15 protein-coding genes are annotated in these 15,159 nt (G+C 62.7%); 9 read left to right on the top strand and 6 right to left on the bottom strand.

The annotated features are described in order from the left end of the window. Positions 1-29: 29 nt before the first annotated feature. The 8 genes from PVZ80_RS03955 to PVZ80_RS03990 all read left to right on the top strand — a co-directional run bounded on the left by PVZ80_RS03955 (position 30) and on the right by PVZ80_RS03990 (position 8,792). A complete protein-coding gene (locus tag PVZ80_RS03955; RefSeq protein ID WP_009046297.1) occupies positions 30-797 on the top strand; it encodes a TerC family protein in 768 nt (255 codons plus the stop codon). 214 nt (positions 798-1,011) lie between these two features. After that, positions 1,012-2,670, top strand: a complete 1,659-nt coding sequence (locus PVZ80_RS03960) for a Na/Pi cotransporter family protein (protein WP_028683564.1) — start codon at positions 1,012-1,014, stop codon at positions 2,668-2,670. A gap of 56 nt (positions 2,671-2,726) precedes the next feature. After that, entirely contained in the window at positions 2,727-4,112 is a 1,386-nt protein-coding gene (locus PVZ80_RS03965) for a M16 family metallopeptidase (protein ID WP_124312594.1), read from the top strand. Positions 4,113-4,173: 61 nt separating this feature from the next. Continuing rightward, complete coding sequence (locus tag PVZ80_RS03970) at positions 4,174-5,205, top strand: DUF5924 family protein (protein WP_273863452.1); 1,032 nt, start codon at positions 4,174-4,176, stop codon at positions 5,203-5,205. A gap of 69 nt (positions 5,206-5,274) precedes the next feature. Next, complete coding sequence (locus PVZ80_RS03975; RefSeq protein ID WP_016703904.1) at positions 5,275-6,423, top strand: ABC transporter permease; 1,149 nt, start codon at positions 5,275-5,277, stop codon at positions 6,421-6,423. Further along, positions 6,420-7,223, top strand: coding sequence for an ABC transporter ATP-binding protein (locus tag PVZ80_RS03980; protein ID WP_007924271.1), 804 nt, complete (start codon positions 6,420-6,422; stop codon positions 7,221-7,223). The genes PVZ80_RS03975 and PVZ80_RS03980 overlap by 4 nt, the downstream gene beginning before the upstream one ends. Before the next feature lies 1 nt (position 7,224). Beyond that, complete coding sequence (locus tag PVZ80_RS03985; RefSeq protein ID WP_009046292.1) at positions 7,225-8,163, top strand: MlaD family protein; 939 nt, start codon at positions 7,225-7,227, stop codon at positions 8,161-8,163. After that, positions 8,160-8,792 carry an ABC-type transport auxiliary lipoprotein family protein gene (locus PVZ80_RS03990; protein WP_009046291.1) on the top strand — a complete coding sequence of 211 codons (633 nt, stop codon included), beginning with the start codon at positions 8,160-8,162 and terminating at the stop codon, positions 8,790-8,792. The genes PVZ80_RS03985 and PVZ80_RS03990 overlap by 4 nt, the downstream gene beginning before the upstream one ends. Positions 8,793-8,863: 71 nt before the next feature. On the opposite strand, the gene PVZ80_RS03995 is transcribed toward PVZ80_RS03990, so the two are convergent. The 6 genes from PVZ80_RS03995 to PVZ80_RS04020 form a co-directional block, all read right to left on the bottom strand. Continuing rightward, a complete protein-coding gene (locus PVZ80_RS03995) occupies positions 8,864-10,093 on the bottom strand; it encodes a nucleoside recognition domain-containing protein (protein ID WP_009046290.1) in 1,230 nt (409 codons plus the stop codon). A 206-nt stretch (positions 10,094-10,299) separates the two neighbouring features. Next, positions 10,300-11,631, bottom strand: a complete 1,332-nt coding sequence (gltP, locus tag PVZ80_RS04000) for a glutamate/aspartate:proton symporter GltP (protein ID WP_007924276.1) — start codon at positions 11,629-11,631, stop codon at positions 10,300-10,302. Positions 11,632-12,369: 738 nt separating this feature from the next. Next, on the bottom strand, positions 12,370-12,834 hold the full coding sequence (locus PVZ80_RS04005; protein WP_009046289.1) for an inhibitor of vertebrate lysozyme family protein: 465 nt from the start codon (positions 12,832-12,834) through the stop codon (positions 12,370-12,372). Positions 12,835-12,836: 2 nt separating this feature from the next. Then, entirely contained in the window at positions 12,837-13,001 is a 165-nt protein-coding gene (locus PVZ80_RS04010; RefSeq protein ID WP_003177151.1) for a DUF1328 domain-containing protein, read from the bottom strand. Positions 13,002-13,072: 71 nt separating this feature from the next. Then, positions 13,073-13,360 carry a hypothetical protein gene (locus PVZ80_RS04015; protein WP_009046288.1) on the bottom strand — a complete coding sequence of 96 codons (288 nt, stop codon included), beginning with the start codon at positions 13,358-13,360 and terminating at the stop codon, positions 13,073-13,075. Between the two features lie 31 nt (positions 13,361-13,391). Further along, positions 13,392-13,526, bottom strand: a complete 135-nt coding sequence (locus PVZ80_RS04020; RefSeq protein ID WP_256587560.1) for a hypothetical protein — start codon at positions 13,524-13,526, stop codon at positions 13,392-13,394. A gap of 282 nt (positions 13,527-13,808) precedes the next feature. Between PVZ80_RS04020 and algB the strand changes: the two genes are divergently transcribed. Then, positions 13,809-15,155, top strand: coding sequence for a sigma-54-dependent response regulator transcription factor AlgB (algB, locus tag PVZ80_RS04025; protein WP_009046287.1), 1,347 nt, complete (start codon positions 13,809-13,811; stop codon positions 15,153-15,155). Positions 15,156-15,159 lie beyond the last annotated feature (4 nt).

Below are 15,159 nucleotides of genomic sequence, written 5' to 3' on the forward strand. Positions count from 1 at the left end.
CGGTACAACACTCGCTCAAAGGAATACACATGGAATGGCTGACCAACCCGGAAATCTGGGTTGCCTTCTTTACCCTGACCGCCCTGGAAATCGTCCTGGGTATCGACAACATCATCATGATCTCGATCCTGGTCAGCCGCATGCCCAAACACATGCAGGCACGGACCCGGATTTTCGGCCTGGCGCTGGCCATGATCACGCGGATCCTTCTGCTGCTGTCGATCACCTGGGTCATGCGCCTGACCGCCGACCTGTTCGTGGTCTTCGGCCAGGGTATTTCCGGGCGTGACCTGATCCTGTTCTTCGGTGGCCTGTTCCTGCTCTGGAAGAGTTCCCAGGAGATGTACCACGCCCTGGAAGGCGAGGACGAAACCGCGGAAGAACCAAGCGGCAAGGGCGGCAACTTCCTCTACACCATCATCCAGATCGCGATCATCGACATCGTGTTCTCCCTGGACTCGGTGATCACCGCCGTCGGCATGGTCTCCCATGTGCCGGTCATGGTCGCGGCGATCATCGTCGCGGTGCTGGTGATGATGCTGGCCTCGGGCACCATCAGCGAGTTCATCGACAAGCACCCGTCGCTGAAGATGCTGGCGCTGTCGTTCCTGCTGGTGGTCGGTACCGTACTGATCGCCGAGGCGTTCGAAGTGCATGTGCCAAAAGGCTACGTCTACTTCGCCATGGCCTTCTCGCTGGCGGTGGAGGCGATCAACATCAAGATGCGCACCGCCATCGCGAAAAAGAAAAAGCAGCAGGACCCGGTGAAACTGCGCAAGGACATCCCGGGTCAATAACCCGAGAGCGCAGCAGAAAAAGGGGCTTTCGAGCCCCTTTTTCACACCTGCGAAAAGCCGTTTTTTCATGACAGTTTTGTTTCAATCGCCGCATCAGCTATGCGATGCTGGCGCACAGACCGTTAGCCAACTACAGCTTAAGTACAGAACGTAGAACGACGCGCGGCACCGTTAACTTGCCCCTCTGGGGCGCTATTCACCACAGGGGGCCGTTATGCTCACCCTGCTCAATTTGCTCTCCGCCGTGGCCTTGCTGATCTGGGGCACGCATATCGTCCGCACCGGCATCCTGCGGGTCTATGGCTCGAACCTGCGTCACCTGATCGGCCAGAACATGGCCAAGCGTCCGCTGGCCTTCATCGCCGGGATCCTGGTCACCGCCATGGTCCAGAGCAGCAACGCCACGGCGATGCTGGTCACCTCGTTCGTCGGCCAGGGGCTGATGGCCCTGACACCCGCCCTGGCGACCATGCTCGGCGCCGACGTCGGCACCGCGCTGATGGCCCGGGTGCTGACCTTCGACCTGTCCTGGCTGTCGCCGCTGCTGATCTTTCTCGGGGTGATCTTCTTCCTGTCGCGCAAACAGACCCGCGCCGGCCAGCTCGGGCGGGTAGGGATCGGCCTGGGGCTGATCATCCTGGCACTGCAACTGATCGTCGAAGCCGCCGCGCCCATCACCCATGCCCAAGGCGTGAAAGTCCTGTTCGCCTCGCTGACCGGCGACATCCTGCTCGATGCCCTGATGGGTGCGCTGTTCGCCATGATTTCCTACTCCAGCCTGGCCGCCGTGCTGCTTACCGCAACCCTGGCCGGGGCCGGCGTGATCAGCCTGCCGGTGGCCATCGGCCTGGTGATCGGCGCCAACATCGGCAGCGGGGTGCTGGCCTTTCTCAGCACCAACATGCAGAACGCCGCCGGCCGCCAGGTGGCGCTGGGCAGCCTGCTGTACAAGCTGATCGGCCTGCTGCTGATCATTCCGGTGCTCGACCCGCTCGCCCACTGGATGGACAGCCTGGACTTCAGCCCGCAAGAGGTGGTGATCGGTTTCCACCTGCTCTACAACACCCTGCGTTGCCTGGTGCTGCTGCCGACGGTCGGGCCGATGGCCAAGGTCTGCGCCTGGCTGCTGCCGGAGCGCCCGGAAACCAACGGCCGGGCCAAGCCTCGCCACCTCGACCCGACCGCCCTGGCCACCCCTAGCCTGGCCCTGGCCAACGCGGCGCGGGAAACCCTGCGCATCGGTGACCTGATCGATAACATGCTCGAAGCCGTGCGCGATGTGCTGCACGGCAAGCAGACCGCGATCACCCAGGAAATGCGCAACCTCAACGACGACGTCGAAGTGCTCTATAACGCGATCAAGCTCTACCTGGCGCAGATGCCCCGGGAAGACCTCAGCGAACAGGACAGCCGGCGCTGGGCCGAAATCATCGAACTGGCGATCAACCTGAAACTGGCCAGCGACCTGATCGAACGCATGCTGCGCAAGATCCAGCAGCAGAAGACCGCGCAGCGCCGCTCCTTTTCCGAAGTCGGCATCGAGGAACTGGTCGGCCTGCATGAACAGCTGATCGCCAACCTGCGATTGGGGCTTTCGGTGTTTCTCAGCGCCGATCCGGAAAGCGCCCGGCAGTTGCTGCGGGAAAAACGCCGCTTTCGCGCTCAGGAACGTCGCCTGGCCCATGCCCATGTCAGCCGCCTGCAACGTAAAATCGTCCAGAGCATCGAGACCAGTTCGCTGCACCTGGAACTGATCGCCGATATGAAACGCTTGAATTCGCTGTTCTGCGGCAGCGCCTACGTGGTGCTGGGGACGTCCGAAACCGGTGCGCTCGCCGTGGACGATATGACTGACATCACCCATTCACCCTGAACGTCCACAGTTACCCGAAGTCTGTAGAACTTACGCCCGTCGTAAGGAAGCCTGTTATGCGTTGCCTGTTACTCGCCTGTCTGCTGCTCGGATCAGCCCACTCGTTTGCCCTGGATCGCTTCCAGGTCGAGGGCTACATGCTGCCCAACGGCCTGCAGTTGCTGCTCAAGCCGGGCAGCGAGCGCGGCCACGTAGCGATTCGCCTGGTGGTCGGGGTAGGGCTGGACGACTTCGGCTGCGCCGACAAGGAACTGCCGCATGTGCTCGAACACCTGCTGTTCAGCGGCATCGACGCCAGCGGCGAGGGCGGGCTGGAAGAACGCATGCAAGCCCTGGGCGGCGAGTGGAACGCCTATACCAGCAATGCCGACACCACCTTCGTCATCGAGGCCCCGGCGAAAAACCAGCGCAAGGTACTGGACCTGCTGCTGGCCCTCTTGACCCGCACCGAACTCGACGACAACGCACTGCAAACGGCGAAACGGGTGGTCGAGCGCGAGGACGGCGGGCACTACTCGCACCTGCAACGCTGGCTGGACCGCCAGGACCTCGGCCACACCGCCAGCAACCAGCTGGCAGTGGAACTGGGCCTGAAATGCGCCGAACGGGCCGAGGTCGATCAACTGACCCTCGAACAGCTGGAGCGGCTGCGCAAGGACTGGTACGCGCCGAACAACATGACCCTGATCGTCGTTGGCGACCTTGACCGCCTGTTGCCGGCCTACCTGGAGCGCAGCTACGGCGCGCTGGAACCGGTGGAGCCCAGCGAGCACCAGGGCCTGCCGGACATTCAACAAACGGCCGTCGCCGAGCGCAGCCTGATCCACGGCTGGGTCGGCGACAGCGCCAAGCTGCATTGGCTGTTTCCCGAGCCAACCCTCGACCGGCAGCACGATGAAACCTTCGACCTGCTCAAGGATTACCTGGACTGGGCGCTGTACCAGAAGCTGCGCCTGCAGCACGAGCTGTCCTACGGACCGAACAGCGAACGCGAGGTGTTCGGTGGCGTCGGCTTTCTCAGCCTGAATGCCGACCTGGAACGCGCGGACCTGCCCCAGGCCCGACAGGTGATCGATGAGCTCAAGGCGCAATTGCTCAAGGACGGCCTGGAGCCCGCCACCTTCGCCCGTCTGCAACAGGCCGCCATTGCCCGCCAGGCCTGGGCGGTACAGGGTAACAGCGCCCTGGCGGACTACTACTGGGGCGCCTTGAGCGACTACGCGGACGGGCGTTTCAGCGACCCGGCCAAGCGCCTGAAAGCCGTCAGCCTGAAGCAGGCCAACCAGGCCATGCGCCAGCTGCTGGAGCAACCCGGCTACCTGCGGATCGAAAAACCGCTGCTGAGCTACACGGCCTTGAGCGGGCTGATCCTCGGCGCACTGCTATTGATCATATTGGCGCTGTTCGGCTGGCGCGCTTATCGCAAACGAATCCGTGGCTGATGCGTCTTTTGTCATGCTAAACCGTTATTCTGTCGGGGATTTTTTCTAGTGTGATTGCCGAATGCCAAACCTGACTCATTACATGCAGCGCATCCTGGAACTGATGAAGCGCTACCCAGGGGTCATTGCGCTCGGCGGTTTCATTTCCGGTGTCGGCAGTTTCATCCTGGTGGACCGCCAACAGGGCCTGGCCACCTGGATCGCCGTGATCATGCTGGTGAGCTGGATCTGGCTGATGCTGGAAAACAGCCTGACCCAGCTGTTCACCAAGATCTTCAAGCGGGAAATCCCCCAGCCGCTGCTGCGTTACGCAACGCAGATGATTCACCAGGAAAGCCTGTTTTTCGTCCTGCCGTTCTTCTTCATCACCACCGCCTGGAACAGCGGACAGCTGGTATTCACCGGCCTGCTAGGCGCCTCGGCGCTGGTCTCGATCATCGACCCGCTGTACTACAAATGGCTGGCCCCGCGGCGCTGGCTGTTCCTCGCCCTGCATACCCTGACACTGTTCGCCGCGCTGCTGACCGCGCTGCCGATCATCCTGCACCTGACCACCGCGCAGAGCTTCAAGCTGGCCCTGGGCATCGCCATGCTGCTGTCGTCCCCCAGCCTCGCGTCGATCTTCCCGATCCGCAACCTGCGCGGCGCGCTGATGCTGCTGGGCATGACCCTGGCCATCGGCGGCACCGGCTGGCTGCTGCGCTCCTGGGTTCCGCCGGCGACCTTGTGGATCGCCGAGGAAGCCATCAGCACCCAGTTGCAGGACCGCACCCCCGGCGCCAGCCTCAAGGAAGTCAGCGCCAGCGACGTGCGCAGCACCGGGCTGTATGCCTACACCGCGATCAATGCGCCGCGCGGGCTGGACGAGCGCATTTATCACGTCTGGCAATTCAACGGCAAAGAGGTCGACCGGGTGGCCCTGGACATCCACGGCGGGCGCAAGGAGGGCTACCGCGCCTGGTCGCACAAGCAGAACTTCCCCGGCGATCCGACCGGCAGCTGGCAGGTCCGGGTGCTGACCGAAGACGGGCAGGTGATCGGCGTGCTGCGCTTCAAGATCACCGGCACCAACGGACAAAACTCAGCACCTTAGTACAAGGCAAAGTCGCCTCGATCGTGGTATTACGTAGCACTGCGTAAAAACCATACAAGCACGGAGCTTATGACCCAGAGCGCGACGGCCGGCAGTGCCCAACTGGATACGTCAAGTTCCCCCTCGCGGTTGCGAGTCACGGGGGACTGGACGCTCGTCCATTACACCGAGCTCAAGCACCTCTGCGAAAAGCTCACCGGACAATACGACACCAGCACCCACATCGACCTCAACGGCCTCGGCGCCCTGGATACCGCGGGCGCCTCGCTGCTGGTCGAACTGCTGGGTTCCGAGCGTCTCGGCAAGTCTGCCGAACACCCCGACTGCACCCTGTCTTCGGCCGACCGCGCGCTGCTGCAGACTGTCTATTGCTCGCTGAGCGACTTCTGCGTGCCGCTCAAGGAACCGGAAGTATCGGTCGGCATCCTGTTGCTGACCCGGATCGGCAAGGCGGTCGACGCCATCTGGCAGGACAGCCTGAAGCTGCTGGGTTTCGTCGGCCTGATCCTGGAAACCCTGGTCCGTGGCCTGCTGCATCCCAAGCGCTGGCGCATCACGCCGATGGTCGCGCATATCGAGCAGACCGGCCTCGACGCCGCGCCCATCGTCGCTCTGCTGACCTTCCTGGTGGGCGCCGTAGTGGCCTTCCTCGGCGCCACGGTGCTGCAGAGTTTCGGCGCCAGCATCTTTACCGTGGACCTGGTGGCGTTCTCCTTCCTGCGTGAATTCGGTGTGCTGCTCACGGCGATCCTCATGGCCGGCCGGACCGCGAGCGCCTTTACCGCGCAAATCGGCTCGATGAAGGCCAACGAAGAAATCGACGCCATCCGCACCCTGGGCCTGGACCCGATGGAGCTGCTGGTGCTGCCCCGGGTCCTGGCGCTGCTGGTGGCGCTGCCGATGCTGACCTTCCTGGCGATGCTCTCGGGGATTGTCGGTGGCGGGGTGGTCTGCGCGCTGTCGCTGGATATCTCGCCGGCGATGTTCCTCGCCTTGCTGCAATCGGACATCGGCGTGCAGCATTTCCTGGTGGGCATGGTCAAGGCGCCGATCTTCGCCTTCCTGATCGCCGCCATCGGCTGCCTGGAAGGCTTCAAGGTCAGCGGCAGCGCCGAGTCTGTGGGGGCCCACACCACGTCCAGTGTGGTGCAATCGATCTTCGTGGTGATCGTCCTCGATGCCGTCGCCGCGCTGTTCTTCATGGAGATGGGCTGGTGAACCGTTCAACCCGTCCGCCTGCCGAGGCGGTGATCGAAGTCCGCGGCCTGTGCAATCGCTTCGGCCCGCAGAGCGTGCACGAAAACCTCGACCTGGACCTGTACAAGGGCGAGATCCTCGCCGTGGTCGGCGGTTCGGGCAGCGGCAAGTCGGTACTGCTGCGCAGCATCATCGGCCTGCGCCAGCCCAGCGAAGGCTCGGTGCGGGTGTTCGGCCAGAACCTGCCAAGCCTGGCGGAACATGAGCGCTCGCTGATCGAACGGCGCTTCGGCGTGCTGTTCCAGAAGGGCGCGCTGTTCTCGTCGCTGACCGTGACCGAAAACGTCGCCCTGCCGCTGATCGAGCACGCCGGCCTGAGCCGCGCCGACGCCGAGCACCTGGCGGCGGTGAAGCTGGCGCTGGCCGGGTTGCCGCTGTCGGCGGCCGACAAATACCCGGCCTCGCTGTCCGGTGGCATGATCAAGCGCGCCGCCCTGGCCCGGGCGCTGGCCCTGGACCCGGACATCCTGTTTCTCGACGAACCCACCGCCGGCCTCGATCCGATCGGCGCCGCGGCGTTCGACCAATTGATCCTGACCCTGCGTGACGCCCTGGGCCTGAGCGTGTTCCTGGTCACCCACGACCTGGATACGCTGTACACCATCACCGACCGGGTGGCGGTGCTGGCGCAGAAAAAGGTGCTGGTGGCGGATGCCATCGACCAGGTCGCCGAGACCGACGACGCCTGGATTCACGAGTACTTCCATGGCCCTCGCGGCCGCGCGGCGTATCAGGCCGCTACACAGCTCAACGAGGTATGACATGGAAACCCGAGCCCATCATGTACTGATCGGCCTGTTCACCGTGATTGTGGTGGTCGGCGCCCTGCTGTTCGGCCTGTGGCTGGCCAAGTCCAGCGTCGACACGGAGTTCAAGGACTACGAGGTCGTGTTCAACGAGGCCGTCAGCGGCCTGTCCAAAGGCAGCGCCGTGCAGTACAGCGGGATCAAGGTCGGCGATGTGGTCAGCCTGCGCCTGGACCCGAACGACCCGCGCCGGGTCCTGGCGCGGATCCGCCTGAGCGGTGAAACCCCGATCAAGGAAGACACCCAGGCCAAGCTGACCCTGACCGGCATCACCGGGACTTCGATCATCCAGCTCAGTGGCGGTACTCCACAAAGCCAGCCGCTTCAGGGCAAGGACGGCAAACTGCCGGTGATCGTCGCTTCGCCATCGCCGATCGCCCGCCTGCTGAACAACAGCGAAGACCTGATGACCAGCGTCAACCTGCTGCTGCACAACGCCAACAGCATGTTCTCGCCAGAGAACGTCGAGCGCATCGGCAACACCCTCGAACACCTGGAGCAGACCACTGGGGCCATCGCCGAACAGCGCGGCGACGTGCGCCTGGCCATGCAGCAACTGGCGTCCATCGGCAAGCAGGCCAGCGCCACCCTGGAACAGACCACCGCGCTGATGCGCAATGCCAACGGCCTGCTCAACGAGCAGGGCAAGCAGATGTTCGGCAGCGCCGAGCTGGCCATGCAATCGCTGGAACAGAGCAGCGCCACCATCAACAAACTGCTGACCGACAACCAGGACTCGCTGAACAACGGCATCCAGGGCCTCAATGGCCTGGCGCCGGCGGTGCGCGAGCTGCGCGACACCCTGAGCTCGTTGCGGGCCATTTCGCGTCGCCTGGAAGCCAACCCCAGCGGCTACCTGCTGGGCAGTGACAAGAACAAGGAGTTCACGCCATGAAGCGTGCCTATCGCCCATTCGGCCGGCTGGCCCTGGCCGCCGGCTTCGCCTTGAGCGGCGCCTGCTCGATCCTGCCCCAGGCCGACCCAGTGGATATCTATCGCCTGCCCACGGCCCAGAGCGCCGCAGCCCAGCCTCAGGGACACACACAGCCCTGGTCCCTGCGCCTGACCAAACCCCTGGCGAGCGACGCCTTGAACAGCGCGAGAATCGCTGTGATCCCCCAGGGCGATGTGATCAGCAGCTACAAGGACGCGCGCTGGAGCGATCCGGCGCCGGTGTTGTTGCGCAATCGGCTGCTGGACGGATTCCTCGCCGACGGTCGGGTGCAACTGCTGGGCACCGACGACAGCGATGTGCAGACCGATCTCGAACTGGGCGGCAACCTGCAGGCATTCCAGAGCGAATACCAGGGCAAGGCCGTGGCGGTGGTGATCCGCCTGGATGCGCGCCTGGTGCGCGGCTACGACCAGAAGATCCTGGCCAGCCAGCGCTTCGAAGTGCGCCAGCCGCTGAACGATACCAAGGTGCCGGCGGTGGTCGCCGGATTTGGCCAGGCGGGGGATACCCTGAACCGGCAGGTGGTGGAGTGGACGGTGAAGCAGGGCAGCCAGCTGGTCAGGCGCTGACGGCCTCATCGCGGGTAAGCCTCGCTCCTACAGGATGTTTATCGTCCTTGTAGGAGCGAGCTTGCTCGCGATCAGCCGAAGAACCAGTAGCACACCGCAATCGCCGCCACCACGCCGGCCAGCTCGGCCAGCAGGGCGCAGCCGACGGCATGGCGCGCGCGCTGGATGCCGACCGAACCGAAGTACACCGCCAGCACGTAGAAGGTGGTCTCGGTACTGCCCTGGATAGTCGCCGCGGCCAACGCCGGGAAACTGTCCACGCCCTGGGTCTGCATGGTTTCGATCAGCATCGCCCGCGCGGCACTGCCGGAGAACGGCTTGACCAGGGCCGTCGGCAGGGCATCGACGAAACGCGTGTCCCAGCCGGCCCATTCCACCAGATGACGGATGCCGTCCAGGCCGAAGTCCAGGGCCCCGGAGGCGCGCAGCACGCCTACCGCGCAGAGCATCGCCACCAGATACGGCAGCAGGTTCTTGGCGACGTCGAAACCTTCCTTGGCGCCCTCGACGAAGGCCTCGTAGACCTTGACCTTGCGTAACGCGCCAATCACCAGGAACAGCATGATCAGGCCGAACAACGTCAGGTTGCCCAGGATCGACGACAGCGACGCCAGCGCGGTGGCCGACAGCGTGGCCAGCAGGGCCATGAAGCCGCCCAGGGCCAGGGCGCCGGGAATCAGGTAGGCCAGTACCACCGGATCCCACAGGCGCAGGCGCTGCATCACCGCGACCGACAGCAGGCCGACCAGGGTCGAGGCGCTGGTGGCCAGCAGGATCGGCAGGAACACCAGGGTCGGGTCGGCGGCGCCCTGCTGGGCGCGGTACATGAAGATGGTCACCGGCAGCAGGGTCAGGGACGAGGCGTTCAGCACCAGGAACAGGATCTGCGCGTTGCTCGCCGTGGTCTCGCTGGGGTTGAGGTCCTGCAGGGCGCGCATGGCCTTGAGGCCGATCGGCGTGGCGGCGTTGTCCAGCCCCAGGCCGTTGGCCGCGAAGTTCAGGGTGATCAGGCCGATGGCCGGGTGCCCTGGCGGCACGTCCGGCATCAGGCGGGTGAACAGCGGGCCCAGGGCCTTGGCCAGCCAGTCGACGATCCCGGCCTTCTCGGCGATCCGCAAAAAGCCCAGCCACAGGGTCAGGGTGCCGAACAGCAGCACCATCACTTCCACCGACAACTTGGCCATGGCGAAGATGCTTTCCACCATCGCCGAGAAGATCCCGGCGTTACCGCCAACCAGCCACTGCGCCAGCGCTGAAACGGCCGCCACGATGAAGAAGCCAAGCCACAGGCCATTGAGCATCAGTTATTCCCCCAGAAGATGCGGCGAATGATAGCGGGGCGGACAGAAACGACAAACCCCGGATTGACCGGGGTTTGTCGATGATGACAGAGCAGAACATTGCTAGCCGCTGCCACAGGCTGCGCTCGCCTGCGCAGGAGGCGCCGCGGCCCGGATCGCGAAGTTCCTGCGGAACTTATCGCAGCCTTCGGCAGCGGCTACAGGTATCAGCCTTTGGTGACTTCACCGGCCGGCAGCGGCTCCTTGCTGCGCCAGTGCGGCAGGGAGTTCCAGTAGCGCTGGCCCTTGGCGTCGTCGTACATGCCTTCCCAACGAGCGATGACCAGTACCGCCAGGGCGTTGCCAATCACGTTCAGGGCAGTACGGGCCATGTCCATGATGCGGTCGACACCGGCGATGAAGGCCAGGCCTTCCAGCGGAATGCCCACGCTGCCCAGGGTCGCCAGCAGGACCACGAAGGACACGCCCGGTACGCCGGCGATGCCTTTGGAGGTGACCATCAGGGTCAGGACCAACAGCAGTTGCTGGCTGATCGACAGGTCGATGCCGTACAGCTGCGCGATGAAGATCGCCGCGATGCTCTGGTACAGGGTCGAACCGTCGAGGTTGAACGAGTAACCGGTCGGCACCACGAAACTGCAGATGGCTTTCGGCGCACCGTAGGCTTCCATCTTCTCGATCACCCGCGGCAGCACGGTTTCGGAGCTTGCGGTGGAGTAGGCCAGCACCAGCTCATCCTTGAAGATGCGCATCAGCTTGATCACCGAGAAGCCGAACAGGCGAGCGATCAGGCCCAGGACCACGAAGGCGAAGAAGGCGATGGCCACGTAAACCAGGATCACCAGCTTGGCCAGCGGCAGCAGGGAGGCGAAACCGAAGTTGGCCACGGTCACCGCGATCAGGGCGAATACGCCGATCGGGGCGTAGTTCATGATCATGTGGGTGACTTTGAACATGCTTTCCGAGACGCCCTGGAACATCTTCACCAGCGGCTCGCGCAGGTCGGCCTGCAGGCTCGACAGTCCGAGGCCGAACAGCACCGAGAAGAAGATGATCGGCAGCATCTCGCCGCGGGCCATGGCCGCGAAGATGTTCGATGGGATCAGGTTGAGGATGGTTTCGATGAACGCGTGTTCATGCTGTACCTCGGCGGCGGTCGCCTGGTACTTGGAAATATCCACGGTACCCAGGGTGCTCATGTCGATGCCGGCGCCCGGGTGGAACACGTTGGCCAGCACCAGGCCGACCAGGATCGCGATGGTGGTGACGATTTCGAAGTAGATGATGGTCTTCAGGCCGATACGCCCGAGTTTCTTCGCGTCGCCCACGCCGGCGATACCGACGATCAGCGAGGAGATCACGATCGGGATCACGATCATCTTGATCAAGCGGATAAAGATATCGCCCGCAGGTTGCAGGACGTTGCTGATCCACCAGGCTTTTTCGGCACTGAAATGGTTGAGCAGCGCACCAATTGCAATCCCCAGCACCAGACCGATGAGGATCTGCCAGGCGAGGCTTAGTTTTGCCTTCTTCATATCATTACCCTTACTTCAGTTGGACTCGGGCTGATGCGCGAACTGGAACGCTCAATGGCGGAAAAGTCTGTGCATCGGCCCCCGTATAAGGTCACCCCGAGCGAGCATTTACGGCTCTCTGCAGGCGAAAAAAGGCGCAACTATTCCGACGCAAGGGGGGCGCGTCTAATGCCGTAAACGCCTACCCTATGCCGAATCGGCATGAGTTTTTCTAAACGAAACGGGCGTCCCAACCGGTTCGAATGCGACATTTCGGCCTGGCCATCTGCCGTGAAACGGCCATTTCAGGCGGCATTCAGCGCTTTTGGAAGGATTCGGAATGACCTTCGAAAGAAGGGAAAGTTCTTACGTTAGAACCAGAAATCCCGTCTGGAAAAAGGCAAAAGTTTCTCGATGTACGGTCGCAAAGAAACACCGTGAAACGGTTAGGCCAGGCAACTCGGAATATTTGTCGCGAACCCCTGCCTGAAAAAGCAGGCACCTCTCTGCCACAAAGGTTTGTGGCATTCAAACACGACGCAAGTCGTCAAGCCTGAGCGGCTTGCGAGCTTGCGCCGCAGTTTTTCCTGACCCGGCCCTCGCGGAGGCACTCCCTGTACCCCTAGGTCACTCCGATCCGGTTTCGATCAGAACGTCCCGGCTCCCTGGTCATGCGCTGCCCCTCCTCGGGGCGGTGCAACGGAAAGCAAGGCCCGCTGGACACTCGCCTTCCATGATCGAAGCTTTCGAACCGCAAACTCAGTACCAGTTCGGGTCCTTTTTCAGCTGTTCCCTGAGCAAGCCCTGCATGCCAGCGTCCGGCTTGCCGAGAAAACGGTATTCGGCATGGCGGGTCGGCGACTTGTCCGCGGGCAGGCCCGCCGGCACTTCGACCAACATGGCGTAGGCGTGTTTCTTGTCGAAACTGAACGCCACGATCAGGCGCTGGTTGCGACAGGTATCGCGGGTTTCGCAAAGCGGACCGACCAGGTACTTGTCGCCGTCTTCTTCCAGCGCATTCATCTGCTGCGCATCACCGGACAGGTTCATCACCCACTCCGGCAGGCGCTCTTCCTTTTCGACGACGTCCTGCCAGGTTTCACGGTATTGCGGGTCGCTGTTCAACAACTCGTTGACCCGGGTCTGACCGTCGTTGGCTGCCATCGCCGTGGCCGCGCCGCCCAGTAACAGGGCGGCGGCCAATGCTTTCAAAGAAACGCTCATGTTCAACCTCGACCACGACGGCCAAAGAAGAAGGAAGCAATGAACATCACCAGGAAAACGACAAAGAGAATCTTGGCGATACCCGTGGCGGTGCCCGCGATACCACCGAAGCCCAGTACCGCGGCGATGATGGCAATGATCAGGAATGTGATTGCCCAGCTCAACATGGTCATTCTCCTTACGCTTCTATTTAGAGGTACTGCTTAGCCGGCCCGCAGTTGCGTACCGGCTGTCCTGCCTAGAACACCCAGCGCTCCTGATAAGCCGTGTCGGTGGCAGGCTGAGCCTGGTCGACGTCCATCAGATGCAGCGGGGCGGAATCGGCAAACCGAGTGCTGACTGCACTGAAGTGGGTTTGGGTGGTGTGATAAACCGGCAACCTCACAGCCTCTTGCTGCTGGCTCTGCTCCCAACGTGAAAACTGCTGACCGCCAATCAAGGTCACCAGCAATGCCAGGCTGGCGAACAATCCCTGCTGCAGGTGCAGGGGCGAAACAGACAATTGGGCGAGACGTTGGCGTTTCATCCGGAGGCTCCTCCCACGCGGGTCATTGTTCTCAAGCGCTTGTGGCTGCGCTTGCAGCTTGTTCGGCCGAGTCTGATCGGACTGTTGCAGCCTGCATGCCAGTTTTTTGAATTGAAATAAATTCAATAAAAACAATGAGTTGAAAGCAAACAAGGAAGATCTTCATACGCCATCCTGCACGATGCCGCCCTGGATACCGTGCGAATTGCACGATTGGACTGATACTTGAGGAAAAAACGCGGCTGAAAATGCAGGAGTACAGTGACGAAATCGGGAAAGAATTACGGAGAAGTCCTAAAAGCAATAAAAAACCTATTATTTTCAATCGATTAGCAATACACCCCGGAGATGACTAACCTGCACCCCTGGGAATCGATAAGAATTAACCATGCAACTTGCCCGATTTTTCCGGGACTAAATAAGATCACTCACTTCAGGAGCCTCGGACATGGAATCAGCACCGGAAAATCAAGGCCGCATTCTTCTGGTAGATGATGAGTCCGCAATCCTGCGTACCTTCCGTTATTGCCTGGAAGACGAGGGCTATACCGTCGCCACGGCCAATAGCGCCGCTCAGGCCGAGGCCTTGCTGCAACGCCAGGTGTTCGACCTGTGTTTCCTCGACCTGCGCCTGGGCGAGGACAACGGCCTGGACGTGCTGGCCCAGATGCGCATCCAGGCCCCCTGGATGCGGGTGGTGATAGTCACTGCCCATTCGGCCGTCGACACCGCGGTGGACGCGATCCAGGCCGGCGCCGCCGACTACCTGGTCAAGCCCTGCAGCCCCGACCAACTGCGCCTGGCGACCGCCAAGCAGCTGGAAGTCCGCCAGCTCTCGGCGCGCCTGGAAGCCCTCGAAGGCGAAGTGCGCAAACCCAAGGACGGCCTGGACTCCCACAGCCCGGCGATGAAAGTGGTGCTGGAAACCGCCCGCCAGGTCGCCGGCACCGATGCCAACATCCTGATCCTCGGCGAATCCGGCACCGGCAAGGGCGAGCTGGCCCGGGCCATTCACGGCTGGAGCAAGCGCGCCAAGAAATCCTGCGTGACCATCAACTGCCCGTCGCTGAACGCCGAGCTGATGGAGAGCGAATTGTTCGGTCACAGCCGCGGAGCCTTCACCGGCGCCAGCGAAAGCACCCTTGGCCGGGTCAACCAGGCCGATGGCGGCACGCTGTTCCTCGATGAGATCGGCGACTTCCCGCTGACCCTGCAACCCAAGTTGCTGCGGTTCATCCAGGACAAGGAATACGAGCGGGTCGGCGACCCGGTAACCCGCCGCGCCGACGTGCGCATCCTCGCCGCGACCAACCTCAACCTCGAGGACATGGTGCGCGACGGCCGCTTTCGTGAAGACCTGCTGTACCGCCTGAACGTGATCACCCTGCACCTGCCGCCGCTGCGCGAACGCAGCGAAGACATCCTGACCCTGGCCGACCGTTTCCTCGCACGCTTCGTCAAGGAATACGCCCGTCCCGCCCGAGGCTTCAGCGACGAGGCCCGCGAAGCGCTGCTCAATTACCGCTGGCCGGGCAATATCCGCGAGCTGCGCAACGTGGTGGAACGCGCCAGCATCATCTGCCCCCAGGAGAAAGTGGAGATCAGCCACCTGGGCATGGCCGAGCAACCCACCAACAACACTCCGCGCATCGGCGCCGCCTTGAGCCTGGACGAGCTGGAGAAAGCCCATATCGGCGCCGTGCTGGCCACCAGCGATACTCTCGACCAGGCCGCCAAGACGCTCGGTATCGACGCCTCGACGCTGTACCGCAAACGCAAACAGTACAACCTGTGAGCCG

Origin of the sequence: Pseudomonas sp. B3G-3 (genome assembly GCF_028640915.1) — a bacterium.
Lineage (GTDB): Bacteria > Pseudomonadota > Gammaproteobacteria > Pseudomonadales > Pseudomonadaceae > Aquipseudomonas > Aquipseudomonas chlororaphis_I.